Raw genomic sequence first — 25080 nt, 5'->3', positions numbered from 1 at the left:
CGTAGAGAGGCTGTGACTTGACCAATCAAAACAACCCATATTCGGGAACGGGCTCTTATGCGACGCCAAACGTGACGCTTTCAACGCAGCCCGACATGGCGTTGCCGCTGGGGGTTCCCTCCACAGCCGGGGATGGGGCCGAACTTATCAAGGAAACAACGACCGCCGGTTTTGCCAAGGATGTGATCCAGGAATCTCTGAAGCAGCCGGTTTTGGTTGATTTTTGGGCCCCTTGGTGCGGGCCATGCAAGCAGCTTACGCCGATAATCGAGAAAGCAGTTCAGGCCGCAGGTGGCAGCGTGAAGCTGGTGAAGATGAACATCGACGACCATCCGACCATCGCCGGTCAGCTTGGCGTCCAGTCCATCCCTGCCGTCATAGCGTTCAAGAACGGTCAGCCAGTAGACGGATTTGTGGGTGCGGTCCCGGCGAGCCAAATCGAGGAATTCATTCGCAAGGTTGGCGGACCTGCAAAGGCCGTCGGTGGTATTGCCGAAGCACTGGAGGATGCCAAGCAGGCCCGCGTCAGCGGCGATAGCCAGGGCGCTGCCGCCATCTATGATGCTGTGCTTCAGCAGGCGCCACAGACGCTCGAAGCTATTGCTGGGCTGGCCGACCTGATCTTCGAGAGCGGAGACAGCGCTGGCGCCGAAGAGGTGCTGTCCAGCGCGCCGCCAGAAAAGCAGGAAGATTTGCTCCTTGCCGCGGTGAGAACCCGAATTTCGCTTTCGCAACAGGCAGCTGAATTGGGCGATCCAGCTCCATTGCAGAGCCGGATCGACGCTGACCCGAAAGATCATCAGGCACGTTTTGACCTGGCACTGATCCAGAATGCCATGGGCGATCGGGAGGCGGCCGCAGACAATCTTCTTTCGATCGTGCGGGCCGACCGGACATGGAACGATGACGGAGCGCGAGCGCAATTGCTGAAACTTTTCGAGGCATGGGGAATTTCCGACGAGGCAACGCTTTCGGCGCGGCGCAAATTGTCGTCTGCGCTCTTTTCCTGAAACTTTAGAAGCTGCTACGGCGGTCATGGAGGTATTGGTGCAAGCGGGAAATACCCACTACCGGAAGGGCTCGGATATCCCCAAGGTGGTACCCATCTTTCCGCTTGGCGGCGCGCTACTTCTGCCGGGCGGGCGCTTGCCGTTGAATATTTTCGAGCCACGCTATCTCGAAATGACCGATGCAGCGATGCGTGAAAGCCGGTTGATCGGAATGATACAGCCACGACTTGATGGCGCGTTACGCGAGGATGGCGAGCCAGAGCTTTGCCAGGTTGGCTGTATAGGGCGGGTCACTTCGTTGGCGGAGACGGGTGACGGTCGCTATCTGATGGCGCTGCAAGGCGTCTGTCGGTTTCGGATTTCTGCTGAGCGGGGCAGCCGAACACCCTATCGGCAATGTGAAATTCTGCCGTTTGTCAGCGATTTGGTGGAGGAGCGGAGCGAAAGCGGGATCAACAGGCCGGCGCTCCTGAAGACTTTCAGGGCATATCTCGATGCCAATGGTCTTAGTGCTGATTGGGAAAGCGTCAGTCGCGCTGCGGACACGACGCTGGTAAATGCGCTTTCGATGATGGCTCCCTTCGGTGCGGCGGAAAAGCAGGCATTGCTGGAAGCCGCCGATTTGAGAACGCGGGCCGAGACGTTGATTGCAATCACCGAAATGGCTCTGGCGCGCGACCAGGATGATTTCAGTTCGAGCCTGCAATAGGGAAGGCTGCACATGACTGAGGATCCACGGATTGACCCGAAACTGCTCGAGTTGCTGGCCTGTCCGCTAACCAAGGGATCTCTGGTTTGGGACCCGGAACATCAGGAGTTGCTTTCCAAGTTGGCCAAGCTTGCCTATCCCGTGCGGGAGGGAATCCCGATTATGCTGCCCTCGGAAGCGCGGCAGATCCTCGAAGACGGATAAATATCCACCAATAGGGGTTGGTGCGATCTTGTCAGGGAATTCCTGAACCTAGTGAAAATTGCGACCCTTCGGCATTACCTTTTGCATCTCGCCTGATAGCAGCGGCTCAGATGCCGCCCTGTCAAGCAAGGCCCGCGTGGGTGCTGCCTCTGAATGAGTTCGATCGGTCTCCTGCCCCGCAGCTTCGCTCAGCGTCCTCAACCATGGGGTGAGATCCTCGATAACTTCGCCGATGATATGGATGACATCCGATTCCGACTGCAACTTGCCGCGCACCCTGATCAGCCGGGCACCCATGACAATGGACCGATAGCGATTAAAAATGCCAGGCCAGATTATGACATTGGCCACGGCCTCTTCATCCTCCAGTGTAAGGAAGATGGCATTGCCGGTTCCCGGTCGCTGGCGTACCAGAACCAGACCAGCAACCCAGACGATGCGGCCGTCCGGAACGTCGGCTAGACGGATGTTGGACACGACATTGGCACGCTGCAGGCGCGCGCGTAGGAGAGAAACAGGGTGAGCCTTAAGCGAAAGGCCGAGCGCCTGATAATCATGAATAACGTGCTGGCCCAGCGGCATGGTGGGTAGTCTTGTTTCAGGTTCAAGCTCGCGCAGCCGCAGGTGCGGCTGGTCGAATAGAGGAAGCCTTTCGACAGCGCGCCGGCCATCCAGCGCACGCACGGCCCAAAGCGCCGCCCTGCGATCAAGCCCTAGGGATCGAAATGCATCAGCCTCCGCCAACCGAACGATATCCGACACTCCAAGGCCTGATCGTAGCCACAAATCGCGAACCGATGCATAGCCGGTTCCACGCCGGCTAACGAATTCCTGCATGCGTGTTTCCGATAAACCCTTGATCTGCCGGAAACCAAGACGAACGGCCTTTTGTGCTAGGATTACCTTGCGCATAGACGCGTGCCGGGGCGCGATGGCCAAAGGGTTCGCGCTATTCTTTAGCAAACAATCCCAATCTGAGTGATTGACGTCGACAGCAAGGATTTCAACGCCATGATCCTGCGCATCGCGCACGAGTTGTGCCGGCTGATAAAACCCCATGGGCTGTGCATTGAGGATAGCTGCGCAGAAAACGTCGGGGTAAAAAGCCTTGAACCAGCATGAGGCATAAACGAGGAGCGCGAACGCCGCAGCGTGGCTTTCGGGAAAGCCATATTCGCCAAAACCCTCGATCTGCCTGAAACAACGCTCGGCGAAATCCCGTTTGTAACCGCGCGAAATCATGCCATCGATCATGCGCTGGCGGTAATTTCCGATAGTGCCTGTACGCTTGAATGTTGCCATGGCGCGCCGGAGCTGATCGGCCTCGCTCGGTGTAAAGCCGCCGGCATCAATGGCAATTTTCATTGCCTGCTCCTGAAAGAGTGGAACACCGAGCGTCTTCTCCAGGATTTTACGAAGCTCCAAGCTCGGATATTCGGCTTTTTCCTTACCTTGGCGTCGGCGCAAATAGGGGTGCACCATATGGCCCTGTATTGGGCCGGGGCGCACGATCGCTACTTCGATTACAAGGTCATAAAAGATTTTCGGTTTCAGGCGCGGGAGCATGCTCATTTGCGCACGAGACTCAATCTGGAAGACTCCCAGCGTGTCGGCGCGGCAGATCATGTCATAGACATTCGGATCCTCTGCGGGAATTGTCGCGAGGGTTACGGGCCCGCCATGAACGTCGCGGATATCGTAGTGCTTCTCCAGAAGGTCAAAGGCCCGCCGTAGGCAGGACAGCATGCCGAGCGCCAGAATATCTACCTTGAGGATTTTCACCGCGTCGAGGTCATCCTTGTCCCACTCGACCATCTTGCGCTCGTCCATTCCGGTCTTCACGATGGGGACGATCTCGTCCAGTCGGTCACGGGTTATAACAAACCCGCCAACATGCTGGGAGAGATGGCGGGGAAACCCCATCAGCTCGTTAGCCCGGGAAAGAACATGGCGTGAAACAGGATCAATTTGATCTAGTCCGGCCGCATACGCCTCGCGGCTGCCGACCTCCGGCGACGAAGAACCCCAGATCGAGCTTGAAAGAGCGCATCGCACATCATCCGACAGACCCATCGCCTTGGCGGTTTCGCGCAGCGCCGAACGGGCGCGATAGGTGGTAACGGAAGCGGCCAGCGCGGTACGTTTGGCGCTGTACTTTTGGTAGATGTAAGCGATTACCTCGTCGCGGCGCTCATGCTCGAAATCGACGTCGATGTCGGGTGGTTCGTCACGGCTTTCGGAAATGAAGCGTTCGAACAGGCAATCGATGATTTCTGGCCCGACATCTGTGATGCGAAGGCAATAACAAATCACCGAATTGGCGGCCGAACCGCGCCCCTGACACAGGATATTCTGCGAGCGGGCAAATTTGACGATGTCATGAACCGTGAGGAAATAACGCGCATAGTTCAGTTTGGCGACGACGCCCAGTTCGTGCACGATGATTTTGTGGATTCGGTCGGGCACTCCATCTGGATACCGCACGCCTGCGCCAATCCAGCTTAGTCTTTCAAGCTCTGCCTGGGGCTGAAGACCCGATTCAGTTGGTTCATCCGGATAATTGTATTCCAGCTGCCTGAGCGAGAAAGAGAGACTCGCGGCAAAGCGAATGGTTTCAGTGAGCGCTTCCGGGTGACGCCGAAAGAGCCTCGCCATTTCCAAAGCCGGCTTCATATAACGTTCGGCATTTCTGCTCAGTGCCAGACCGGCTTGCGAGACTGGCACATTCAACCGAATGGCGGTGACAAGATCCTGCAGGGGTCGCCGCTCCGGCAGATGGTAGAGAACATCGTTCACTGCCATCAAAGGAAGCCCGGTGGCTGCGGCAAGGGCTGCCGCCTGCTCCAGCCTGAAGCGGTCGGTTCCAGCATAGGCTGGTGACGCGGCCAGCCACACGGACGTTTCGAATTTTTTCTTCAGCTGCTCCAGAATGAGCATCGTTTCTGTGGCAGGAGATTCAAGGCTCGGCAAAACTGCTAAGGAGAGGCGGTCTCCCCATTCGAACAAGTCGGTGCGGTAGAGATATGGCGCTCCCTTCTGGCTTTCCTCGCGCAGATTGGCCTGTGTCAACATGCGGCATAGATGTCCCCACCCCTTGCGGTCTTGAGGATAGGCCAGAATGTCAGGTGTTTCGTCGCAGAACACCAGGCGGCAACCGGGATGATAGGTAAGGTTTTCCACCTTGGCCTGCTGCCAGGCGCGCACAACCCCTGCTACCGTGTTGCGATCTGCAAGGCCGACGGCGCGGTAGCCGAGACGTGCTGCCGCGACAATGAGCTCCTCAGGCCGCGAAGCTGCCCGCAGGAAGGAGAAATTCGATTGTACGCCAAATTCCGCATAGCTGCCTTCGGGCGGTTTCACGGGAAAATTCCGTGCATAAACCAGCGTGGCGGTTCGCTCGAGGCGCCGTAGAGACCCTGACGGTAGACCCAGTAGCGACGACCTTGGCCGTCTTCGACGCGAAAATAGTCGCGCGTCGGCGCATCAGCCTCCTCCAGCCACCATTCTGATGAGATGCGCTCGGGACCTTCCGCTCGGGCAATCCTGTGGGTGACCCGCCGCCAGCGAAAATGCATGGGAGGTCCTTCTGGCAGCTCAGTCGCCGCTACTTCAATCGGCTCGGGGTAACGGAACAGACGAATAGGCCGTTGTGCCTCCGACTGGTCGGGTGTGAAACTATTTCTCCTCATCCGGGATATTCTCACCGGGGCGTCAAAGGGAGAAACCATGATCACGGATCGCTCGGGAATGTGGCTTTCCACAGCGACGGGCTTGAGCAGAACCTGCTCGCCCAACCGGGCCCGAATGCGGTCGCCAAACTGGGCGAGCGCTTGGCTGTCGTCGGTATGGGGGCTGCCGAGATTGACCTGTTTCGGCTCGAAAGGGTCTACGGCCAGCGCTGACAAGCGCACCAGCTCGAAACCGTAGCCGGCATCAATTTCCTCTTCCAGCACCGCCAGCTTCTCGTGAAAAAGACGTGTGATCATGGATGGGTCGCGCAAAGGTTGTGCAGTGCGAATCTCCAGTAGGCGCACGGCCCCGTCGACGCGGAACAGCGTCAGACGCAATGTCCTGGCACCCTCGCCACGACGTTCCAGATCGTCCTTCATCGACACAGCCAGCATACCAGCAAGTGTTTTGACATCATCAGTCTGAACAATCGGTTCAGCAAGATGGCGTTCGACCGACAGCAGGGGCAGGGGAAGGCGGGGTGAAATAGCCTCCTCGCTCGCCCCGGTCGCCTGGTCGATCCGCATGAGCAAACCCCTGCCGAAACGCCGGGCGAGCGGGGCGCGCGGTGAGCCAAGCACGGCGCCTACACTGCGTAGCCCGACACTTTCGAGACTTATCCGGACCGCTGGTTCAATGCGCAGCGCTGACAGGGGCAAAGGGGCAAGCAACTCCTCCTCTTCGCCAGGCTCGACAATGCCTGCGCCGAGAAACCGTGCCGCTGCCCAGGCCGCACCGGGTGTCGAGGCGAGCCCTGCACGCGCGTGAAAGCCCTGCTGGAACAGCCGCGCCAGAATGTCGTCCAGCATTGCTTGCTCGCCACCAAACAGGTGAACGCAGCCGGTGATATCGAGAAACAGCCCATCGACACCCTCTAGAGCGACCAGCGGTGTATAGCGATCGCACCAGTCGGCGAGGCTTTCAAGCAGCCTGAAATCGGCCGCTGGGTCCGCTTCGATAATCTCTATTGAGGGATACATGGCACGGGCATCGGCGATGCCCATTCCAGGCCTTAACCGGAGCGTCTCAGCCTGTTCGTCGAGCCTGGCGATGCGCTGGGTGTTGTTCTCCCGGTGGCTGATGATCAGCGGCGTGGTTACCTCCCGCTTCGAACGCCACGACCTGCCCATCCGTTGCCGGAAAATCCGGTCCGAGGAAAGGTGGGGAAACCAGAGCGCCAGAGTTCGCCGGGTGTCTTTCTTGAAATGCGCTTGCATCATTGTTCCACTCCACAACGAACTCACCGGGTAAAGCCGAATGGCCCTTCCCTATTGCTATTTTGAAGGCCGACCAGCCGATTGAACCGTCGAGTGGTCCTGCAATGGTGTTGCGCGGCCTGGCCGGCGCCGCTGCAACAATCAGGCGCATGGGAGCTGCCGTTGGCTCGGCAAAAGCGGCCTGCCGGAGAAGAAAAACCGGGCGCCCTGCCCGTTGCGCGCGGCGATGCAGGCGCCGGGTTGCCGTCAGATCAAGTTTGCCCGGATTGCCATGAATCTCCAGAAATATGCCGGAAATTTCGCGAAGGCGGGCCGCTTCTTCGGCGATCCACATTGCGTCGGCGAGTTTCGAGGTCTGGGCCACGAGAAGTTCGTCCAGCGAAAGGCCTGTAAAATGGCTGATGCCGGGCGCGTGCAAAAACCCCATTTCCGTGAAGGCTTGGCTAACTCCAATCCAAAGAACGGGACTGGCGATCTGGCTTCTGCCGGGGTCCAGAATCAGCCCAGCCAGCGCCAGCGCAAAGCCGGCAACAGCACCGCTGTCCCGAGTTTCGCGACCATGGATCTCGGTCAGCGCGGCCCGCGGCAGGCCGCCGCCAAGGGCGCGGTCCAGACTGGCAACACCGGTGGCAAGAAAACGCTCAGGGTCGAACACCTGGTCGTTTTCCTTCACATCAGCAAGCCCGCCCGGAAGCCATTCGGGTTGCGTGCCTTCAATCTTCGCAATGCGTTGACGCAAGGCAAAAAATGCCTCTTGCGTCACGGCGGGGGGCGCCATGGCGGTTTCTCTCTTGTAATCTGTTCTTGTTATGTTCCATACAGATTCCAGAGGTGGAACGAAGAGTCAAGCGCCGTTAGCGATTCATTAGAGGTCGAAGCGTGCGATTACTGGGACATGGTCGGAGGGCCGTTCCCAGTTGCGGGCTTCGCGCAGAACCTCAATGCCCAAAAGGTTGTCGACGAGATTTTGGGAGGACCATATGTGGTCGAGCCGTCGGCCGCGATTGGCGGTTTCCCAATTGGCGGCACGGTAACTCCACCAGGTGTAGATTTTTTGCTCTTCAGGGACGCCGTGGCGCATGAGATCGACCCAATTTCCTGCTTTGCGCATCGCCTCGAAGCTTTCGGTTTCCACGGGCGTATGGCTAACAACCTTGAGCAACTGCTTGTGCGACCAGACATCGTTTTCCAGCGGCGCGATATTGAGATCGCCGACCAGAACAGAGGCTGAATCAGCGCTCCACGCGGCGGGAACGCTATTCATTTCCTGCACGAAATCGAGCTTGTGACGGAATTTCCAGTTGATTTCGGGGTGAGGCTCGTCGCCGCCCGCCGGCACATAGAAATTATGCAGAAGAAGCGATTTGCAGCCCGCTTGAAGGCGGGTGGAAATATGCCGGCAATCCTCCTTGTCGCAGAAGCGCCGGCGATCCACGACCTCCAGCGGGTGGCGCGAGATCGTGGCAACGCCGTGATAGCCCTTCTGACCGCTAATGGCGATATGTTCATAGCCGAGTGCACGGATAGGCTCGAAAGGAAACAGATCGTCGGTGCACTTGGTTTCCTGCAGGCACAGGACATCTGGCGCATGCTCGTTCAGTAAACGTTCGACCAGCGGCATCCGCAGGCGTACGGAGTTAATGTTCCAGGTGGCGATAGAAAAGGGCATGGGGCAAAGGTCCTGGCTCGGGAAACTATTTGTTTCAACGTAATTCGGGACGGAAACCGTTAAGCATTTTCCCAAAATTGTGCCAGAGCACTATCGTTTTTACGAGGGCGGATCAGAATGCCCTTTTGAATTTTTCCGGAGCGCTCATGATCCTAGTCACCGAGCTTCATCTTTCTGATGGTGTGGACCGCCGTCGGCGTCGCTCTTGGTTTCGTGAGCCGCCTAAACATTGCAATCAGTCGACGCTTTTTGTCTTTGAACGATAGAGGCCGCAACGTATACGCCGCAAATTACGGCGCGTAGATCAGGCTCTATCGCCATCTACCGGTTCTTGTTCTTCTGGTTGACGTCAAAATTGCGCTTGTAGTCGATGGCGAACAGGCCGGCGTCGAGTTGCACACCTTGCTTCACATTGTCGATCAGCACCGTGGTGTCCTTGCCCTGCGCATCGGTGATCGTCCACTGGCGCAGATCATAGGTCTTTGCGTCGAACATCATGGTGATGCGCGAATTGCCGAATACCGACTTGTCGGCCATCTTGATGGTGACGAGATCGGTCTCTTCCTTGACGCTGGTCACGCGGCTGCCGGTCAGGTCGATACGATCATCGAGCAGCAGCTTCAGGGGCGTCTTTGACAATGGATAAAGATCCATCGTGTTGAGTTTGCGGTTGTCGATCACCACCGAAGTACCATCCGAGATCACGCGGTAGGACGAAGGGGCCTCATAGTTGAAGCGAATCTTGCCTGGCCGGGCGATGAAGAACTTTCCGCCGGTCTGTTCGCCGCGCGGACCAAACTGGATGAAGTCGCCTGCCATCGTGCGGATTGAAGAGAAGTGGTCTGCGATTTTTTGTGCCGCCGCGGAGGAGGCATCAGCCTGCGTCACGGGTTGGAAGATGGGCAGCAGATGGCCCGCACTCACAGAAAAAAGTGCTGCGAGCCCAAAGCCAAGCATTCTGCGGCGCGTTACGAAAGAGGTATGGTCGGTCATTCCGGTTACTCCGGTTGTTCTCGTTCAAGCAGGCCTATGGGCTTCTAGTTGGGCCTAAGTTGGGCGCTGACAAGTGCAGACCCTGCCAGCTTTAGAATTTGTCGTCTTCAGTGGGCACCAGAATTTCGCGTTTTCCGGCATGGTTGGCAGGGCCAACAATGCCTTCCTGCTCCATCTTTTCAATGATGGAGGCTGCACGGTTATAACCAATGCCAAGGCGCCGCTGGATGTAGCTGGTCGAAGCCTTGCCATCGCGCAGCACCACCGACACGGCCTGGTCGTAAGGATCATCCGAATCCTCAAAATTGCCGCCACCGGAGCCACCATTTCCACGACCCGAATCACTAGCAGCGTCATCCTCGCCGTCATCTTCGGTGATAGCGTCGAGATATTCGGGCACGCCTTGCAGCTTCAGATGCGCGACGATTTTTTCAACTTCGTCGTCGGCAACGAACGGTCCGTGAACGCGCTGAATACGACCGCCGCCGGCCATGTAAAGCATGTCGCCCATGCCAAGCAGCTGTTCTGCACCCTGTTCGCCAAGAATGGTGCGGCTGTCGATCTTCGAGGTGACCTGGAAAGAAATACGGGTTGGGAAGTTCGCCTTGATCGTGCCGGTGATGACGTCGACCGAGGGGCGCTGTGTTGCCATAATCACGTGAATTCCAGCCGCGCGCGCCATCTGGGCTAGTCGCTGTACGGCGCCTTCAATATCCTTGCCGGCAACCATCATCAGATCGGCCATCTCATCGATGATGACGACAATGAAGGGCATGCGCTCGAGATCGAGAGCTTCTGTTTCGTAGATAGCTTCGCCGCTCTCGCGGTCGAAGCCCGTCTGCACGGTACGCGAAATGCGCTCGCCTTTCGCTTCTGCCTGAGCGACGCGCTGGTTAAAACCTTCAATGTTGCGCACGCCGACTTTGGACATCTTGCGATAGCGGTCTTCCATTTCCCGCACGGTCCATTTCAAGGCAACTACAGCCTTCTTCGGGTCAGTAACGACCGGGGTCAGAAGGTGAGGGATGCCGTCATAAACGGAAAGCTCGAGCATTTTTGGATCGATCATGATCAGGCGGCACTCTTCCGGTGTCATGCGGTAGAGCAGTGACAGGATCATCGTGTTGATGGCCACCGATTTGCCAGAACCCGTGGTGCCGGCGACCAGAACGTGGGGCATCTTGGCGATATCGACGATAACAGCCTCGCCGTTAATGGTCTTGCCCAGTGCCAGCGCCAGCTTGGCCTTGGTGGTCTCGAAATCGCGGCTGGCCAAAATCTCGCGTAGATAGACGGTTTCGCGCTTTGCGTTTGGCAGTTCGATGCCGATGGCATTGCGACCGGGCACGACAGCAACGCGACAGGCGATCGCGCTCATCGAGCGGGCAATATCATCAGAGAGCCCGATAACGCGGCTCGACTTGATGCCAGGTGCGGGTTCCAGCTCATAGAGCGTGACGACCGGGCCGGGCCGCACATGGATGATCTCGCCCTTGACGCCGAAATCCTCAAGCACGCCCTCCAACAGGCGGGCATTCTGCTCCAGCGATTCCTTTGAGAGGCTCGCATCACGCACGACATTCTTGGGTTCCGCAAGGAAATGCAGAGATGGCATCTCGAAAGTGCTGGTGCCGATCAGGGACGCTTGTGCCTCCCGCTGGATGCGCGCGCCCTGCACGGGTCGCGAAGCCGGAGCTACAACGCGGGCAGCGTTGTTTGCAGTCGCGGGCGCTAGGCGCCGCGCCATTTCGGTGGCGGGCATGATATCTTCGTCAAGTTCGTCGTCATATTGGCCTTCGTCCTGTAGGACAGGCTCTCGTACCTGCTGAGCGGAGAATTCTGGCTCGATCCGGATATCTCCGGTGCGCGACAGGCCCCGCGTCACAGGCGCTGGGAAATCTGCTTCATCGCCATCATCGTGATAATAAGCGGATTGCGCGGTGGGTCTGGCAAAACGCCGGCGTACGAAGCTGCGCGCTGAAAGCCACCAGTGGGTGAGGGCACCAAGTGCCAACATGCTTTCACTGGAATCGTCATCCTCGTCATCTTCACTAAATTCGGCCTCAGGTTCGGGCTTGCGGCGTGCAGCCTTCGGCGAAATGGCGGCCGCCTCACTGTCCCGCGCAAGCAGACCCGAACCATAAGCAAAAGCCCATAAAGCCGGGCCAGCCAAAAGGGCGATCAGCATCGAAGCGACCATGCCGGTTGGATAGTGGCCGATGAAAAGCGATGGCAGTTTCAGCATGATGTCGCCCATGACACCCCCCAGACCGCTGGGTAGGGGCCAGGTTTTTGGTGGCGCGATGCAGCCGGCGATGGCTGCGCCAAGCAGCGCAGCACCGAGCCACATACCGGCACGCTTGGGCATCTTGTCGATACCGTGGGCGCCGACGAGAAAGAGCCCCCAGACGACGGCCGGCACCAGAGCTGCAACCGAGGCTAACCCCAAAAACTGCATGGCCAGATCGGAAAACACCGCGCCTGGATATCCCATGGCATTGGTGACCGGATTGGCAGTGGCATGGCTGAAGCTGGGGTCTGCAACATTCCAGGTGCCCAGGCTGGCCAGGGCGAAACCCACTCCAAGAAGAAGTATGGCACCCAAAGCACGCCAGATCTGGCGGCGCGCAAACGCTTGCAGGCCGTGATCGGCTTCATCCAGCGCGAACTGAGCGGAACGCATTCGTAACCCCGTCAAATAGTGCCGCGCGTCGGTGTGGCGCGGCGTGGCCAAATCCCTGGATTGAGCCTAGCGGGGGGAGGTTAAGAGGGCATTAACCATGGCCACGTCAGGCCGTGCCCGCAGCTACTGTCTGTGCCTGCCAGAAAAAAGAACCCGGCCGAAGCCGGGTCAAACATTCAAGCGGCGAGCCGCTCGGACGGGATCGCCATTTAGTTGTAAGCGCGTTCGCCGTGCGAAGAGATGTCCAGGCCCTCGCGCTCGGCAGCCTCAGGCAGCCTGAGACCCATCAGCGCCTTGACGATGTAGAGCGCGACGATGGACACCACCGCTGACCAGACCACCGCAATCACAACCGCGATAAGCTGGGTCACGAACTGGCCGCTGACAGAGTAGGCTTCTGCACCAGGACCAAATCCGCCAAGTGCAGGAGCTGCGACAACCGCGGTGCCAAGAGCACCGACGATACCGCCAATACCGTGAACGCCGAAGACATCGAGCGAGTCGTCATATTTCAGCATCGGCTTCAGCGAGACGACTGCCCACAGGCAGACGAGGGCAGCGACCGCTCCAAGCGCGATGGCACCGACCGTTCCGGCGAGGCCGGCAGCGGGCGTAATCGCCACCAGGCCGGCGACCGCACCCGACGCTGCGCCCAGAAGGCTGGCGTGGCCGCGGATAATACGTTCACCTGCCGACCAGGCAAGGGCAGCAGCGGCTGTTGCGGTAATGGTGTTTAGCATCGCTTGTGCAGTCAAGCCGTTGGCCTCAAGGTTGGAACCGGCATTGAAGCCGAACCAGCCGACCCACAGGAGACAAGCGCCGATCATGGTGAAGGTCAGGTTATGGGGCGCCATGTTTTCCTTCATGAAGCCAACGCGTGGGCCGACCACGATTGCTGCGACCAGACCGGCCACACCGGCGTTGATGTGAACGACCGTACCGCCGGCGAAGTCCAGCGCGCCGAGTTCAAAGAGATAGCCACCGCCAGCCCAGACCATATGAGCGATGGGCAAGTAGGAGAAGGTGAACCAGATGGCGAGGAAGAGCATGACGGAACCGAAGCGCATCCGCTCTGCAACAGCGCCGACAATCAGCGCCGGGGTGATGGCGGCGAATGTCAGCTGGAAGATGACGAATGCCAGCTCAGGGATGACAACGCCTTCGCTGAATGTTGCCGATGTGGAATCGGGGGTGACGCCAGCCAGGAACAGTTTGTCGAAGCCGCCGATGAAGGCGCCTGTTCCGTCGCCACCAAACGCGACAGTGTAGCCATAAAACACCCAGAGAAGCGAGATCATGGAGAAGCCGGCCAGAACCTGCATCAAGATGGAAAGCATGTTTTTGGCGCGAACCAGGCCGCCGTAGAAAAGGGCCAGGCCCGGAATGGTCATCAGGATGACAAGGATGGTCGAAACCAGCATCCATGTAGTGTCACCCTTGTCAGGAACGGGTGCTGCCGATGGTGCTGCAGCGGCTGCGTCCGCAGCAGCAGGCGCTGCTTCCTGCGCAAACGCGGCGACTGTTCCGAGGGCCACGACTATGGCGGTGCCAATCAGGACCTTGCGCGCCAACGGCGCCAGAGAAGTAATCATTTTCATTGGTATCTCCATAAAAATCTGATGGGGGCTCAAAGCGCGTCGGTGTCTGTTTCGCCGGTGCGGATGCGCACTGCCTGTTCGATACCGAAAACAAAGATCTTGCCGTCGCCGATCTGGCCGGTTTTGGCAGCGGCAGCGATCGCCTCTACGGCTTTGTCCACGGTGTCGGATGCCACTGCGACTTCGACTTTTATCTTCGGCAGGAAGCTGACGGCATATTCGGCGCCGCGATAAATTTCCGTATGTCCCTTCTGACGCCCGTAGCCTTTGACTTCGGTGACGGTCAGCCCCTGAACGCCCAGGGCGGTCAGCGCCTCGCGAACCTCGTCGAGCTTGAACGGCTTGATAATTGCCATCACGATTTTCATAAGGTTTCACCCTTTACCATGCGGTTCCCCCGCGTTGCGTGGCTTCGCCGGCCTGATATGCGGGCCAACAAGTAAGCAAGGCTATTCAAGCTCCGTGCCAGTTTGGGTGGAGCATCGGTAAAGCTTTGGAAAATCAGGGAAAAATGCTGTCAGCGACTGTCAAACACAAGTTCGCCGTTGCCAAAAGAGCCTAAAAAACAAGCAATAAGTAAAAAATGCCTATTTTGTAGTCTTGGTGCGCAGTCGGATGAGTCCTTCTTGGGCAACCGATGCCATCAAGGTACCATCCCTGGCGAACAGCGAGCCACGGGTAAAGCCGCGCGAACCTTGGGTGGAGGGGCTGTCCTGGGTGTAAAGCAGCCAGTCGTCGAGCGGGTGAGGGCGGTGGAACCACATGGCGTGGTCCAGACTGGCGGCTTGGATATCCGGGTCAAAGATTGCCCGCCCATGCGCAAAGGTTGACGTGTCAAGCAGGGTCAGATCCGACAGGTAGGCGAGTACCGCCGCCTGAAGGTCGCGGCGTTTGGGCACCGGACCGGTCGTTCTGATCCACATGTGCTGTTTGGGCTCGAGTTTTTCGCGGCTGGTGTAGTGTTCCAGAATAACCGGCTTCATCTCAATTGGACGGTCGCGCTCCCAGTAACGGCGAATACCCTCGGGAACGTTCTCGCCGAAGGTGTTCATCAATTCACGCTGAGACAGCAGGGAATCGGGTGCCGGGACATCTGGCGGCATGGGAATCTGGTGCTCAAGCCCGATCTCATCATCCTGAAAGGAGGCTTCAAGCGAAAAGATTGCCTGGCCGTGCTGGATAGCGATCACGCGGCGCGTGGTGAAGGAGCCGCCGTCGCGTATCCGGTCGACCTCGTAGATAATTGGTAGCTTGGTGTCGCCGGGGCGCATGAAATAGCCATGCAGAGAGTGGACATGACGGTCCGGATCGACGGTTCTCTGGGCTGCAACGAGCGCTTGGGCGATTGTCTGGCCACCGAACACACGCTGCCAGTCATTGCTCGGGCTGCGACCACGATACAGATTGTGTTCCAGCTTCTCTAGGTCGAGAATGCTCAGGAGCTCTTGCATGGCAGGCGACATAATTGGGGCGTCTTTCGGCAATGGAAGTAAAGCGGTGTCCAACAGGAAGCCGCTGGAAGTCAAGGCGGACGAGGTTATGGAAGTACAATGAACGTTCACAACCCATTTGCGGAAACGCGATTTGATGTGCTGATTGCCGGCGCCGGTTATGTGGGTATGGCGACCGCCGTTTCCCTGGCAACGGCGCGTCCCAGCCTTAAGATCGCGGTCATCGATGCGGCGCCCGCAGGCATGTGGGAGCGTGACACCCGTGCCTCCGCTATCGCGGCGGCGGCTTGCCGCATGCTCGACCAACTCGGTTGCTGGGATGACATGTCGCCAGAAGCTGAAGCGATCACTGAAATGATCGTCACGGACTCGCGCGCATCCGATCCCGTGCGTCCCGTCTTTTTGACGTTTGATGGTGAGGTGGCACCGGGTGAGCCTTTCGCCTACATGGTTGCCAACAGTGTCCTGAACGGTGCACTGCGGCGGCGCGCGGGAAAGCTTGGCATCGATATCATGGAGGGGATCGCGGTAAGCGGGTTTGAGACAGGTCCCGCAAGCATTGCCGTTCATCTGGCTGACGGCGTAACCCTCGATGCGCGCCTCCTTGTCGCGGCGGACGGGGTCAACTCAAAGCTTCGTGCCATGGCGGGCATTAAGACGGTTGATATTGATTACGGCCAATCCGGCATCGTCTGCACGGTCAAGCATGAGCGGCCTCATCATGGCCGTGCGGAAGAGCATTTTCTGCCTGCAGGACCCTTTGCTATTCTGCCGCTGACGGGAAACCGATCTTCAATAGTGTGGACAGAACGCACCGCAGACGCCAATCGACTGGTGACTGGTGATGAGCTGGTTTTCGAAGTGGAGCTCGAACAGCGGTTTGGGCTCAAACTCGGTGAGATTAGCGTTGAGGGGAAGCCCCGTGCCTGGCCGCTATCGCTTAAACTGGCTCGCGCTTTTGTCGCCCCAAGGCTTGCGCTGGTGGGAGATGCGGCCCACGGCATCCATCCGATCGCTGGCCAAGGCCTGAACCTTGGCTTCAAAGATGCGGCAGCACTTGCGGAAACGCTTGTCGAGGCGGATCGTCTTGGGCAGGATATTGGCGCACTCGACGTGTTGCAGCGCTATGAGCGATGGCGTCGGTTCGATACTGTGCAGATGGGCGTAACCACCGATGTGCTGAACCGGATGTTCTCCAATGATTTTGGTCCGCTGCGTGCGTTGCGCGACGTGGGGCTAGGCCTTGTCGACCGGATGCCGCGCTTGAAAGAATTCTTTATTCGTCAGGCTTCGGGGCTTACCGGCGCTACGCCAAAGTTGTTGCAGGGCGAGCCGATCTGAACTGATCACTCTCACGTTAAAATGATCGGAACACCGCGTGACCCCGGAACGATTGTGCCGTGGTTTTTTTGTTGCGGGGAGTATGGTCCTTGCGCCGCGAGGCACTCAAATGGATAGGAGAATAGTATGGATCGTCACGCCAACGCCGTCTGGAAAGGCAACCTCAAAGAGGGAAATGGAACGCTGGATAGCCAGAGCGGCGCACTTGCCAGCCTACCCTATGGGTTCAAGGGCCGATTTGAAGACGAAAGCGGCAAATCGGGAACAAACCCCGAGGAATTAATCGCTGCGGCGCATGCGGGCTGCTTTGCAATGCAGCTTTCACATTACCTGGCGGAGAACGGCACGCCACCTACCAAGGTTGATGCCACGGCGACCGTCACGCTGGTCCCAGGTACCGGCATTACCGGAAGCGCGCTAAAAGTTGTCGGTACAGTGCCCGGCATAGATAAAGAAAAGTTCAAGGAACTGGCCGAAAAAGCCAAGGCTGAATGTCCGGTCTCCAAGGCACTCGGCGCAATCGACGTGTCGCTCGACGCTAAACTGGTCTAAGATTCAAGAAAGAGGCCGGGGATTTCCGGCCTCTTTCTTAACTGGCTACTTCGGTCAGTGGCCCGGGATTCCCTCGTAGGCGGCCTTTCCCCAAACCTGCTTCACCGTCTGGTCGCGGCCGCAACCCTGCCGGTAGCCTTTGTAGGCTTCGGCGCGGCTGACATAGCCGAAGCGGGTTAGCGTGCGTTCAGAGCTCTTGTAGTAGTTTTGATGATAATCTTCCGCGGGCCAGAAGGGAGCCTTGGCCAAGACCGGGGTTACGACTTTCCCGCCAAGCGCGGTATTGGCCGCCGCCTTGCCTTTTCCAGCAACCTTTGTCTGTTCAGGGTTGAGAGCGTAAATCGCCGTGGAATAACTTTTACCGCGATCACAGAACTGTCCGCCCGCATCGGTTGGATCAACGCTCCGAAAGAATGCATCGACGAGCGCCGCGTAACTCACCTTGGCAGGGTCAAAATCGATTTTGACCACCTCAAGGTGGCCGCCTGAGGCATAGTTCTCGTAGGTTGGGTTTTTGGTGCTGCCACCAGCGTACCCGGATGTAGTGGCGGTGACACCGGGGACTTTGTCAAAATCTGCCTCTACACACCAGAAACAACCGCCTGCAAAAATGGCGGATTCCGCGAAGGCAGCGGTCGGGATTATTGTGGGCAAGGCGGCAAGCGCCAAAGCGAGGGTGAGTGCGGTTTTACGAAGCATGGTTGGTTCTCCTGCACCAACAGGTACAGGAGCCGGACACAGTTACAAATCAATCCACCAACACTTGCGCGTGATATCAGCGAGAGGTCGGGTCAAACGCGTCGTTCGACCATCATTTTCTTAATTTCCGCTATCGCCTTGGCCGGGTTCAGGCCCTTGGGACAGCTCTGCGTGCAATTCATGATGGTGTGGCAGCGATAGAGCCGGAACGGATCTTCCAGATTGTCGAGCCGTTCGCCCGTTGCCTCATCGCGTGAATCGATCAGCCAGCGATAGGCTTGAAGAAGCACTGCAGGGCCGAGGTAGCGCTCGCCATTCCACCAGTAGCTCGGGCAGGATGTCTGGCAGCAGAAGCACAAAATGCACTCGTAGAGGCCGTCCAGCTTCTGGCGATCTTCATGGCTCTGCAGCCATTCCTTAGCAGGCTCGGGCGATTCGGTCTTGAGGTAGGGTTCAATGGAGGTGAGTTGGGCATAAGGGACGCTGAGATCTGGGACCAAATCCTTCACCACGGGCATATGGGGCAAAGGATAAACTTTTACAGCGCCAGAAATGTCGTCCATGCCCTTGGTGCAGGCAAGTGTATTGGAGCCATCGATATTCATCGCGCATGAACCGCAAATACCTTCGCGGCAAGAGCGGCGAAGGGTCAGTGTCGGGTCGATCTTGTTCTTGATCCATAACAGCGCGTCGAGAACCATGGGTCCGCACTCATCCATGTCGACGAAATACGTGTCCACGCGCGGATTTTCTTCGTCATCGGGCGACCAGCGGTAGATTTTATACTCGCGCAGATTGCCCGAACCCTCAGGCTTGGGCCATGTCTTGCCTGGCTGGACCTTGGAATTTTTTGGAAGCGTGAGTTCGACCATGGTGGCTCCTGCGGGTAGTTCAGCCGCGCGCGATGCCGCGCTGGCTATGCGCCGGCGTCGCTACACGAGATTTTTCGATAAACGCGATGGAATCGTGAATGTGCACCCCGCCGACCAGCCCGGCTGCGACGCCGATGCGCTCACCGCCGCAATGATACCAGTGGTGAAGGTCGTCGATGAGCTGTTTGACGGTGGCGATGAAACTCTCCTTGCTATCATAGCCGCCGCCGAATTCGCGCCAGTATGCGGTATGCAGATCCTCCACGACGTAAAGGCCGCCGGTTTCCAGCAGCGGAAACAGCGTGTCGAAGCTCTCTTTCTGATGCTTCGCAACATGACTGCCATCATCAAGCACGATATCTATCCCGCCCATCTCGGCGACCACGCGCTTGAGGAACGCGGGATCGTCCTGCGATCCGATGCGCACCTTGTTGCCTGCCTCGCCATCAAAGGCAGCACAGGCGGGATCGATATCGATCCCATACAGGATCGCGTCAGGGCCAAAATATTCGCGCCACAGCTCCATTGAGCCGCCCTTGGACACCCCGATCTCCAGCATACGGACGGGCCGCGTCAGTTTCGCTGTTGGGTGGAGCGCGCCCGATCCTGACGCGCCGCGAAACGCAGCAAAGTACCGGTCATAAAGGGGCAGGTAGTGGTGCCATTTGTGGACAATGCGGCCGCGATGTCCGTAGAAAGCGGTTTCTAAAGGCCCCGCACTTTCCGCTGCGATGGCGCCGCAGGAAACGTCATGAAACGGCCCGATATCGGCTGGAACATCAAGATCGCTTTGCAACCCGGAACCGGTCATCTACGGTCCTTCCGGATAACCCATTCAAGCCCCGACCAGTTTTCGTCGATTGCCGCCACCCTCACATCCGCCAGTCCGAACATCGCCTCCGGTAGCGCGATGAAAGGAACGGCCATGCCGTTCCCATATCCGAGCTTGGCCGGCAGCGGCGTTCCTGAATATCCTGACGGATGGAGCGACATGGCGCTAGTATACCCGCGCCTTCGGAGCGATACGGGCCAGATCAATGCCGCCATCAGCTTCAGACAGTTGCGGTTCGGTGTGGACGGGGCGGTAATCTAGCGTCACCTTGCCGGCATCGCTGACCCAGGACAGCGTGTGCTTGCGCCAATTGGTGTCATCGCGAGCCGAAAAGTCCTCGCGGGCATGGGCGCCGCGGCTCTCTTTGCGGGCTTCAGCGCCATAGACGGTGGTGATGGCGTTTGCCATGAGGTTGTAAAGTTCGAGTGTCTCGACGAGATCGGAGTTCCAGATCATCGACCGGTCGAACACTTTGATGTCAGCAAGCTCCGTCCATATCTGCGAAATACGCCGGCAGCCCTGTTCAAGAGTCTCCTGGGTGCGGAACACAGCGGCGTCTTCCTGCATCGCCTTTTGCATTTTTTCGCGCAATACAGCCGTTGGCGTGGTTCCGTCAGCGTGGCGGATGCTGTCGAAGCGTTCCATAATGCGACTGCAGGCGGCTTCATTGATGGCCGGGATCGGTGCCTCCCGGTCCACGACCTTACCGGCGCGGATGGCAGCGGCCCGGCCGAATACGACAAGATCGATAAGCGAGTTGGAGCCTAGCCGGTTGGCCCCATGGACGGATGCGCAACCCGCTTCGCCAACGGCCATCAGGCCGGGCGTAACCCGGTCAGGCTGGTCGGCTGTTGGATTCAACACCTCGCCCCAATAGTTTGTGGGGATGCCGCCCATATTGTAGTGGACGGTTGGCAATACCGGGATCGGTTCACGGGTCACATCGACGCCAGCAAAGATTTTCGCTGATTCGGAGATTCCGGGCAGCCGCTCGTGGAGCACCGCGGGATCGAGATGGTCGAGATGGAGGAAAATGTGATCCTTGTTCTTCCCGACGCCACGACCCTCACGGATCTCCATGGTCATGCAGCGTGAAACGACATCACGCGAGGCAAGATCCTTAGCGGACGGCGCATAGCGTTCCATAAAGCGCTCGCCTTCGGAATTGACCAGATAACCACCCTCGCCGCGCGCACCTTCGGTGATCAAGCAGCCGGCGCCGTATATTCCGGTGGGGTGGAACTGGACGAACTCCATATCCTGGAGGGGCAGACCAGCCCGTGCGATCATTCCATTGCCGTCGCCGGTACAGGTATGGGCAGAAGTCGCCGAGAAATAGGCGCGGCCATAGCCACCCGTCGCCAGCACCACCATCTTGGCCGAGAAGCGGTGAATTGTGCCGTCATCAAGGTTCCAGGCGACAACGCCGGTGCACACACCATCATCCGACATGATGAGATCCAGCGCGAAATATTCGATGAAGAACTGCGCCTTGTGCTTGAGCGACTGGCCGTAAAGCGTGTGCAAAATGGCATGTCCGGTGCGATCGGCAGCGGCACACGTCCGCTGTACCGGTGGGCCGTCGCCAAAATTCTGCATATGACCGCCAAACGGGCGCTGATAGATTTTTCCATCCTCGGTGCGTGAGAACGGCACGCCGTAATGTTCAAGCTCATAGACGGCGGCCGGCGCTTCACGCGCCAGATATTCCATAGCGTCAACATCACCGAGCCAGTCAGAACCCTTCACCGTATCGTACAGGTGCCACTGCCAGTGGTCGGGGCCCATGTTACGCAGCGAAGCGGCAATGCCGCCCTGTGCCGCCACGGTGTGAGAGCGGGTTGGAAAAACTTTGGTAATGCAGGCCGTTTTCAGCCCCTGTTCGGCCAAACCGAGCGTGGCGCGCAGGCCGGCACCGCCTGCACCGACGACAACGACGTCGAACTGGTGGTCAATATAGGTATAGGCCGATTGGCCGTTTGTAGCGCTGGATGGATTGGCCAACGGTTAGCCCCCGAATGCAATTTTGAGGATGGCGAACAATGCGACCGCACCGAGAGCGACCGTGAAGAAGAGGTTGAGCACCAGCCAGAAGAGTTTGGTGCCCTCATGATGGACATAGTCCTCGATGATGACCTGCATGCCCAAGCGCATATGGTCGAGAGAAATCAAAACGAAAAGCGCCACCATAACGGCAACCAATGGCTGCGCCAGAGATGCCCTCACCCCGTCAAAACCTGCGCCACCCAGGCTGACAATCCAGCCGACAACTAAAATGGTGAGCGGCACAAGCGCTATGGCGGAAAGGCGAATGCGCCAGAAATGGCCGGTGCCCTCACGGGCGGAACCAAGGCCCCGGACGCGGTTCAGCGGTGTTCGCATGTCGCTCATCGTGCGCCTCAGCCCATCATCAGATAGCCAGCCCAGATGGCCAGCGTGAGAAGTATAGAACCGGCCAGCGTTGCCCAGCCCAGACGAGAGGCGGATTCTTTGCTCAGGCCATGACCAGTGTCCCAGATCAAATGGCGGATACCGCCCAAAAGATGGTGCATCATCGCCCACGTGTAGCCAACCAGCACCAAGCGCCCGAACCAGGAACCCATGAGCCCGTGGACAAATTCAAACTGGCCTGGCGAGGTTGCGGCTGCAAATAACCACCAAATGACTAGAAACGTCCCGACATACAGAGCACTGCCGGTGATCCGGTGCAGAATCGACATCGTCATGGTGATCGGCCAGCGATAGACTGTCAGATGCGGCGAAAGCGGTCGTGCGCGGGTGGCTGTGGTCTTGCTCATGGCTCCCCCAGTTGGGCGCCCAGGCGCGCTCAGGATGCGGCATCGCCGCATCCGTTTGCGACCTTGGACAGGGGGCGTTCTAATGGTCTTTTCGCACTGCGTCAAAGCGCTAAACCATCTCGGCCGCGCTTATTTTGGTATCAGCCAAGGTTCAATCGATTTTACTATAAGAGCGTCGGGTAGCCGGAAAGCTGTCTGTTCGCGTGCGTAAACTTACCGCGTGCAGGTCAAGGGCGCGCTGCCGTTCTTCATCAACAGTGCTTCTCGTTCCTCAAGCACCAGCGCGTAGGGCGCTTCGCCAAACCGCGCGGTCTGCCCCGGTGGCGATGCAGGAAGTTCTACCGGTGCGCCCTCGGGTTGCGTGAGGATTACCGACGCGCCACGGCGCTCGACTGTCAGCCTTCCGTCTTCGCCGCAATTGTAGGCAGCGACCCGCTCGCGTGTCTTGCCGCCATTGCCGCTGTCGGCAGCAACGCAACCGGCAACGGAAATAGCTAATAACGCGATGCCAAACAAACCCAATGGGCCGTGACGGAGATCGTGAACTGGCTTGATCGTGCTCATCACTCACCCATGTCGCCTATTAACCATCCATGTCAATTGGGCGATCTGCCCCGATTTCTGCTCTTAACAAAGGTTAAGAAAGGGTTAACTGTAGGATACCAAGGCAGTGATCGCCTCTGAGGAGTGGGTAATGCGTTTAAAGAATTTATGGATGAAGGTCGCTGCCGCAGCGATTTGCAGCGCTGCACCGCACATCGGCGCAGCACAGGCCGGTGGTGGCCACCTTGATCATGTTTATGCCGATTCGTTCGGAAATCTGGTTGTCCAAAGCGCTGCTGGCTACAAGCGCATCATCGTCGGCGAGGGTCGGCTGGCGAAGGAACTCCGGGCCTATACGAGCGGCGGTGAGCCGACGGGTGCGTATTCCCAAACGGTCATCCGCTCGGTTCGCGCCGGCTTCTCTGTCGATAATTGTTACCGACCGCCGGTGTTGCTCAAGGGACGCGGCTACATGTACGGACTCGACGAAGGCGTTGTGCCGGAGCCTTCGGGACGCTGCCCGTTACGTTAATCGAGGAGGAGCACGCGGCCCCTCCTCGTGTGCGGTGCTAGATAGTTCTTAGCGCCAGTCGCGGATATCAACGAAATGGCCGGCAATCGCGGCCGCTGCCGCCATGGCAGGCGACACCAAATGGGTGCGGCCCTTGTAGCCTTGACGACCTTCGAAGTTTCGGTTCGAGGTTGAGGCGCAGCGTTCCTGCGGTTTCAACCGATCATCATTCATGGCAAGGCACATGGAGCAACCTGGCTCGCGCCAATCGAAACCGGCAGCGATGAAAATCTTGTCCAGCCCCTCGGCTTCCGCCTGCTCCTTGACCAGCCCGGAACCCGGCACAATCATCGCGCTGACGTTCGGGTTAACCGTTCTGCCCTCGATAACCTTTGCGGCGGCGCGCAGGTCTTCGATGCGGCCATTGGTGCAAGAGCCAATGAAAACTCGGTCGATTGCGATGTCGGTGATTTTCGTGCCGGCAGTCAGGCCCATGTATTCCAGCGCCCGCTGCTTTGAGGTGCGCTTGTTCTCGTCCTCGATCGTTGCCGGATCGGGCACGATGCCCTGCACGGAGACAACGTCCTCGGGCGAGGAACCCCAGGAGACGATAGGCGGCAGATTGGCGGCGTCGAGCACCACCACTTTGTCAAAATGGGCGCCGTCATCGGTCTTCAGCGTCTTCCAGTAGTCGAGCGCCATGTCCCAAGCTGCACCTTTGGGAGCACGCGGCTTGTCTTGCACATAGGCAAATGTGGTTTCATCAGGCGCAATCAATCCAGCGCGTGCGCCGCCTTCAATCGACATGTTGCAGATCGTCATCCGGCCTTCCATCGACAGCGCACGGATAGCCTCGCCAGCATATTCGATGACATAGCCGGTGCCGCCTGCAGTACCAATTTCACCGATGATAGCGAGAATGATGTCTTTGGCGGTGACGCCGCGAGGCAAAACGCCATCGACGCGCACCAGCATGTTTTTGGCCTTACGCTGGATCAGCGTTTGCGTGGCGAGCACGTGCTCCACTTCCGAAGTACCGATACCATGGGCAAGCGCGCCAAAAGCGCCATGGGTAGACGTATGGCTGTCTCCACAGACAATCGTCATACCGGGCAATGTAAATCCCTGCTCCGGGCCGATAATGTGGACGATGCCCTGGCGGATATCGTTTTCAGAATAGTATTCCACGCCGAAGTCGGCGGCATTTTTCGCCAACGCCTCAACCTGGATGCGGCTTTCTTCGTTCTTGATGCCGAATTTACGGTCGGGTGAGGTCGGAACATTGTGATCGACTACAGCCAAAGTACGCTCGGGATGGCGCACTCTTCTGCCAGTCAAGCGCAGTCCTTCGAAGGCCTGCGGACTCGTCACCTCGTGAACGAGGTGGCGATCAATATAGAGAAGGCAGGTGCCGTCATCCTGGCGATCTACCAGATGGTCGTCGAAGATCTTGTCGTAGAGGGTGCGCGGTGCGCTCATGTTCACGGTTCCGTGGCTGAATTAAGGGGCTTCGGGGTCGCGGCAAAGTGCCGCTCAGCCGAGCCTGCAGGTCAGAGCGCCGCAGACACGCGCAAAGAACCGCGCGGGCAGGCGCTTTTTGTCCTGCAGCACAAAGCCCTTATAGGCCGGATCGCCAAACAGCTCTTCCATGGGAGCCTGCATATCAAGC

24 protein-coding genes are annotated in these 25080 nt (G+C 58.4%); 6 read left to right on the top strand and 18 right to left on the bottom strand.

Features of this window, described 5'->3' with window-relative positions; all coding sequences use genetic code 11:
• Positions 1-17 precede the first annotated feature (17 nt).
• From trxA to GA830_RS04380, 3 genes are read left to right on the top strand one after another with little or no spacing between them, the layout of a single operon-like run.
• Positions 18-1010 (top strand): thioredoxin, encoded by a 993-nt coding sequence (gene trxA / locus GA830_RS04390; RefSeq protein WP_258045559.1) that lies wholly within the window; start codon positions 18-20, stop codon positions 1008-1010.
• Positions 1011-1047: 37 nt separating this feature from the next.
• Positions 1048-1719 (top strand): LON peptidase substrate-binding domain-containing protein, encoded by a 672-nt coding sequence (locus GA830_RS04385; protein WP_195163891.1) that lies wholly within the window; start codon positions 1048-1050, stop codon positions 1717-1719.
• Positions 1720-1731: 12 nt separating this feature from the next.
• On the top strand, positions 1732-1923 hold the full coding sequence (locus GA830_RS04380) for a Trm112 family protein (protein ID WP_195163890.1): 192 nt from the start codon (positions 1732-1734) through the stop codon (positions 1921-1923).
• A gap of 48 nt (positions 1924-1971) precedes the next feature.
• On the opposite strand, the gene GA830_RS04375 is transcribed toward GA830_RS04380, so the two are convergent.
• From GA830_RS04375 to tesB, 9 genes are all read right to left on the bottom strand, one after another.
• Positions 1972-5283, bottom strand: coding sequence for an error-prone DNA polymerase (locus tag GA830_RS04375; RefSeq protein ID WP_195163889.1), 3312 nt, complete (start codon positions 5281-5283; stop codon positions 1972-1974).
• Positions 5280-6782 carry a DNA polymerase Y family protein gene (locus tag GA830_RS04370; protein WP_258045558.1) on the bottom strand — a complete coding sequence of 501 codons (1503 nt, stop codon included), beginning with the start codon at positions 6780-6782 and terminating at the stop codon, positions 5280-5282. The genes GA830_RS04375 and GA830_RS04370 overlap by 4 nt, the downstream gene beginning before the upstream one ends.
• Positions 6679-7647 (bottom strand): ImuA family protein, encoded by a 969-nt coding sequence (locus tag GA830_RS19920; RefSeq protein WP_258045557.1) that lies wholly within the window; start codon positions 7645-7647, stop codon positions 6679-6681. Before GA830_RS19920 ends, GA830_RS04370 begins: the two co-directional genes overlap by 104 nt.
• Before the next feature lie 87 nt (positions 7648-7734).
• Positions 7735-8538 (bottom strand): exodeoxyribonuclease III, encoded by an 804-nt coding sequence (locus tag GA830_RS04365; protein ID WP_195163888.1) that lies wholly within the window; start codon positions 8536-8538, stop codon positions 7735-7737.
• A gap of 321 nt (positions 8539-8859) precedes the next feature.
• Positions 8860-9531 carry an outer-membrane lipoprotein carrier protein LolA gene (locus tag GA830_RS04360; protein WP_195163887.1) on the bottom strand — a complete coding sequence of 224 codons (672 nt, stop codon included), beginning with the start codon at positions 9529-9531 and terminating at the stop codon, positions 8860-8862.
• A gap of 91 nt (positions 9532-9622) precedes the next feature.
• Entirely contained in the window at positions 9623-12214 is a 2592-nt protein-coding gene (locus tag GA830_RS04355; protein ID WP_195163886.1) for an FtsK/SpoIIIE family DNA translocase, read from the bottom strand.
• 209 nt (positions 12215-12423) lie between these two features.
• Positions 12424-13812 carry an ammonium transporter gene (locus tag GA830_RS04350; protein ID WP_195163885.1) on the bottom strand — a complete coding sequence of 463 codons (1389 nt, stop codon included), beginning with the start codon at positions 13810-13812 and terminating at the stop codon, positions 12424-12426.
• 29 nt (positions 13813-13841) lie between these two features.
• On the bottom strand, positions 13842-14180 hold the full coding sequence (locus GA830_RS04345; RefSeq protein ID WP_195163884.1) for a P-II family nitrogen regulator: 339 nt from the start codon (positions 14178-14180) through the stop codon (positions 13842-13844).
• 219 nt (positions 14181-14399) lie between these two features.
• Positions 14400-15275: an acyl-CoA thioesterase II gene (tesB, locus tag GA830_RS04340; protein WP_195163883.1), complete on the bottom strand. Its 876-nt coding sequence runs from the start codon at positions 15273-15275 to the stop codon at positions 14400-14402.
• Between the two features lie 87 nt (positions 15276-15362).
• Between tesB and GA830_RS04335 the strand changes: the two genes are divergently transcribed.
• Positions 15363-16604, top strand: a complete 1242-nt coding sequence (locus tag GA830_RS04335) for a ubiquinone biosynthesis hydroxylase (RefSeq protein WP_195163882.1) — start codon at positions 15363-15365, stop codon at positions 16602-16604.
• Between the two features lie 126 nt (positions 16605-16730).
• Entirely contained in the window at positions 16731-17156 is a 426-nt protein-coding gene (locus GA830_RS04330; RefSeq protein ID WP_195163881.1) for an OsmC family protein, read from the top strand.
• Between the two features lie 54 nt (positions 17157-17210).
• Here GA830_RS04330 and msrA read toward each other — a convergent pair whose 3' ends face one another.
• The 8 genes from msrA to GA830_RS04290 all read right to left on the bottom strand — a co-directional run bounded on the left by msrA (position 17211) and on the right by GA830_RS04290 (position 22921).
• Positions 17211-17855, bottom strand: a complete 645-nt coding sequence (msrA, locus tag GA830_RS04325) for a peptide-methionine (S)-S-oxide reductase MsrA (protein ID WP_195163880.1) — start codon at positions 17853-17855, stop codon at positions 17211-17213.
• Positions 17856-17947: 92 nt separating this feature from the next.
• Positions 17948-18727, bottom strand: a complete 780-nt coding sequence (locus GA830_RS04320; protein ID WP_195163879.1) for a succinate dehydrogenase iron-sulfur subunit — start codon at positions 18725-18727, stop codon at positions 17948-17950.
• Between the two features lie 19 nt (positions 18728-18746).
• Positions 18747-19538 (bottom strand): class I SAM-dependent methyltransferase, encoded by a 792-nt coding sequence (locus GA830_RS04315; protein ID WP_195163878.1) that lies wholly within the window; start codon positions 19536-19538, stop codon positions 18747-18749.
• The gene (locus tag GA830_RS04310; protein ID WP_195163877.1) at positions 19535-19720 is read right to left on the bottom strand and encodes a hypothetical protein; all 186 of its coding nucleotides are present in this window, start codon (positions 19718-19720) and stop codon (positions 19535-19537) included. Before GA830_RS04310 ends, GA830_RS04315 begins: the two co-directional genes overlap by 4 nt.
• 4 nt (positions 19721-19724) lie before the next feature.
• Positions 19725-21563, bottom strand: a complete 1839-nt coding sequence (gene sdhA / locus GA830_RS04305) for a succinate dehydrogenase flavoprotein subunit (protein WP_195163876.1) — start codon at positions 21561-21563, stop codon at positions 19725-19727.
• A 3-nt stretch (positions 21564-21566) separates the two neighbouring features.
• Positions 21567-21950 carry a succinate dehydrogenase, hydrophobic membrane anchor protein gene (gene sdhD / locus GA830_RS04300; protein WP_195163875.1) on the bottom strand — a complete coding sequence of 128 codons (384 nt, stop codon included), beginning with the start codon at positions 21948-21950 and terminating at the stop codon, positions 21567-21569.
• Between the two features lie 8 nt (positions 21951-21958).
• Positions 21959-22357, bottom strand: a complete 399-nt coding sequence (gene sdhC, locus GA830_RS04295; protein ID WP_195163874.1) for a succinate dehydrogenase, cytochrome b556 subunit — start codon at positions 22355-22357, stop codon at positions 21959-21961.
• 213 nt (positions 22358-22570) lie between these two features.
• Positions 22571-22921: a hypothetical protein gene (locus GA830_RS04290; RefSeq protein ID WP_195163873.1), complete on the bottom strand. Its 351-nt coding sequence runs from the start codon at positions 22919-22921 to the stop codon at positions 22571-22573.
• A 130-nt stretch (positions 22922-23051) separates the two neighbouring features.
• Between GA830_RS04290 and GA830_RS04285 the strand changes: the two genes are divergently transcribed.
• Positions 23052-23432, top strand: a complete 381-nt coding sequence (locus GA830_RS04285) for a hypothetical protein (RefSeq protein WP_195163872.1) — start codon at positions 23052-23054, stop codon at positions 23430-23432.
• Between the two features lie 48 nt (positions 23433-23480).
• On the opposite strand, the gene leuC is transcribed toward GA830_RS04285, so the two are convergent.
• Positions 23481-24890, bottom strand: a complete 1410-nt coding sequence (leuC, locus tag GA830_RS04280; RefSeq protein WP_195163871.1) for a 3-isopropylmalate dehydratase large subunit — start codon at positions 24888-24890, stop codon at positions 23481-23483.
• Positions 24891-25080 lie beyond the last annotated feature (190 nt).

The organism is Mesorhizobium sp. NBSH29, assembly GCF_015500055.1.
Lineage (GTDB): Bacteria > Pseudomonadota > Alphaproteobacteria > Rhizobiales > Rhizobiaceae > Neomesorhizobium.
Note: the sequence above shows the minus strand (reverse complement) of the source record. Positions and strands in the feature narration are given on the sequence as shown.

Coding starts and splice junctions, on each gene's coding strand:
- GA830_RS04380 (WP_195163890.1), top strand. CDS start 1,732: ATGACTGAGGATCCACGGATTGACCCGAAACTGCTCGAGTTGCTGGCC.
- GA830_RS04370 (WP_258045558.1), bottom strand. CDS start 6,782: ATGGGCAGGTCGTGGCGTTCGAAGCGGGAGGTAACCACGCCGCTGATC.
- GA830_RS19920 (WP_258045557.1), bottom strand. CDS start 7,647: ATGGCGCCCCCCGCCGTGACGCAAGAGGCATTTTTTGCCTTGCGTCAA.
- GA830_RS04365 (WP_195163888.1), bottom strand. CDS start 8,538: ATGCCCTTTTCTATCGCCACCTGGAACATTAACTCCGTACGCCTGCGG.
- GA830_RS04360 (WP_195163887.1), bottom strand. CDS start 9,531: ATGACCGACCATACCTCTTTCGTAACGCGCCGCAGAATGCTTGGCTTT.
- GA830_RS04355 (WP_195163886.1), bottom strand. CDS start 12,214: ATGCGTTCCGCTCAGTTCGCGCTGGATGAAGCCGATCACGGCCTGCAA.
- GA830_RS04350 (WP_195163885.1), bottom strand. CDS start 13,812: ATGAAAATGATTACTTCTCTGGCGCCGTTGGCGCGCAAGGTCCTGATT.
- GA830_RS04345 (WP_195163884.1), bottom strand. CDS start 14,180: ATGAAAATCGTGATGGCAATTATCAAGCCGTTCAAGCTCGACGAGGTT.
- tesB (WP_195163883.1), bottom strand. CDS start 15,275: ATGTCGCCTGCCATGCAAGAGCTCCTGAGCATTCTCGACCTAGAGAAG.
- GA830_RS04335 (WP_195163882.1), top strand. CDS start 15,363: ATGAACGTTCACAACCCATTTGCGGAAACGCGATTTGATGTGCTGATT.
- GA830_RS04330 (WP_195163881.1), top strand. CDS start 16,731: ATGGATCGTCACGCCAACGCCGTCTGGAAAGGCAACCTCAAAGAGGGA.
- msrA (WP_195163880.1), bottom strand. CDS start 17,855: ATGCTTCGTAAAACCGCACTCACCCTCGCTTTGGCGCTTGCCGCCTTG.
- GA830_RS04320 (WP_195163879.1), bottom strand. CDS start 18,727: ATGGTCGAACTCACGCTTCCAAAAAATTCCAAGGTCCAGCCAGGCAAG.
- GA830_RS04315 (WP_195163878.1), bottom strand. CDS start 19,538: ATGACCGGTTCCGGGTTGCAAAGCGATCTTGATGTTCCAGCCGATATC.
- GA830_RS04310 (WP_195163877.1), bottom strand. CDS start 19,720: ATGTCGCTCCATCCGTCAGGATATTCAGGAACGCCGCTGCCGGCCAAG.
- sdhD (WP_195163875.1), bottom strand. CDS start 21,950: ATGAGCGACATGCGAACACCGCTGAACCGCGTCCGGGGCCTTGGTTCC.
- sdhC (WP_195163874.1), bottom strand. CDS start 22,357: ATGAGCAAGACCACAGCCACCCGCGCACGACCGCTTTCGCCGCATCTG.
- GA830_RS04290 (WP_195163873.1), bottom strand. CDS start 22,921: ATGAGCACGATCAAGCCAGTTCACGATCTCCGTCACGGCCCATTGGGT.
- GA830_RS04285 (WP_195163872.1), top strand. CDS start 23,052: ATGCGTTTAAAGAATTTATGGATGAAGGTCGCTGCCGCAGCGATTTGC.
- leuC (WP_195163871.1), bottom strand. CDS start 24,890: ATGAGCGCACCGCGCACCCTCTACGACAAGATCTTCGACGACCATCTG.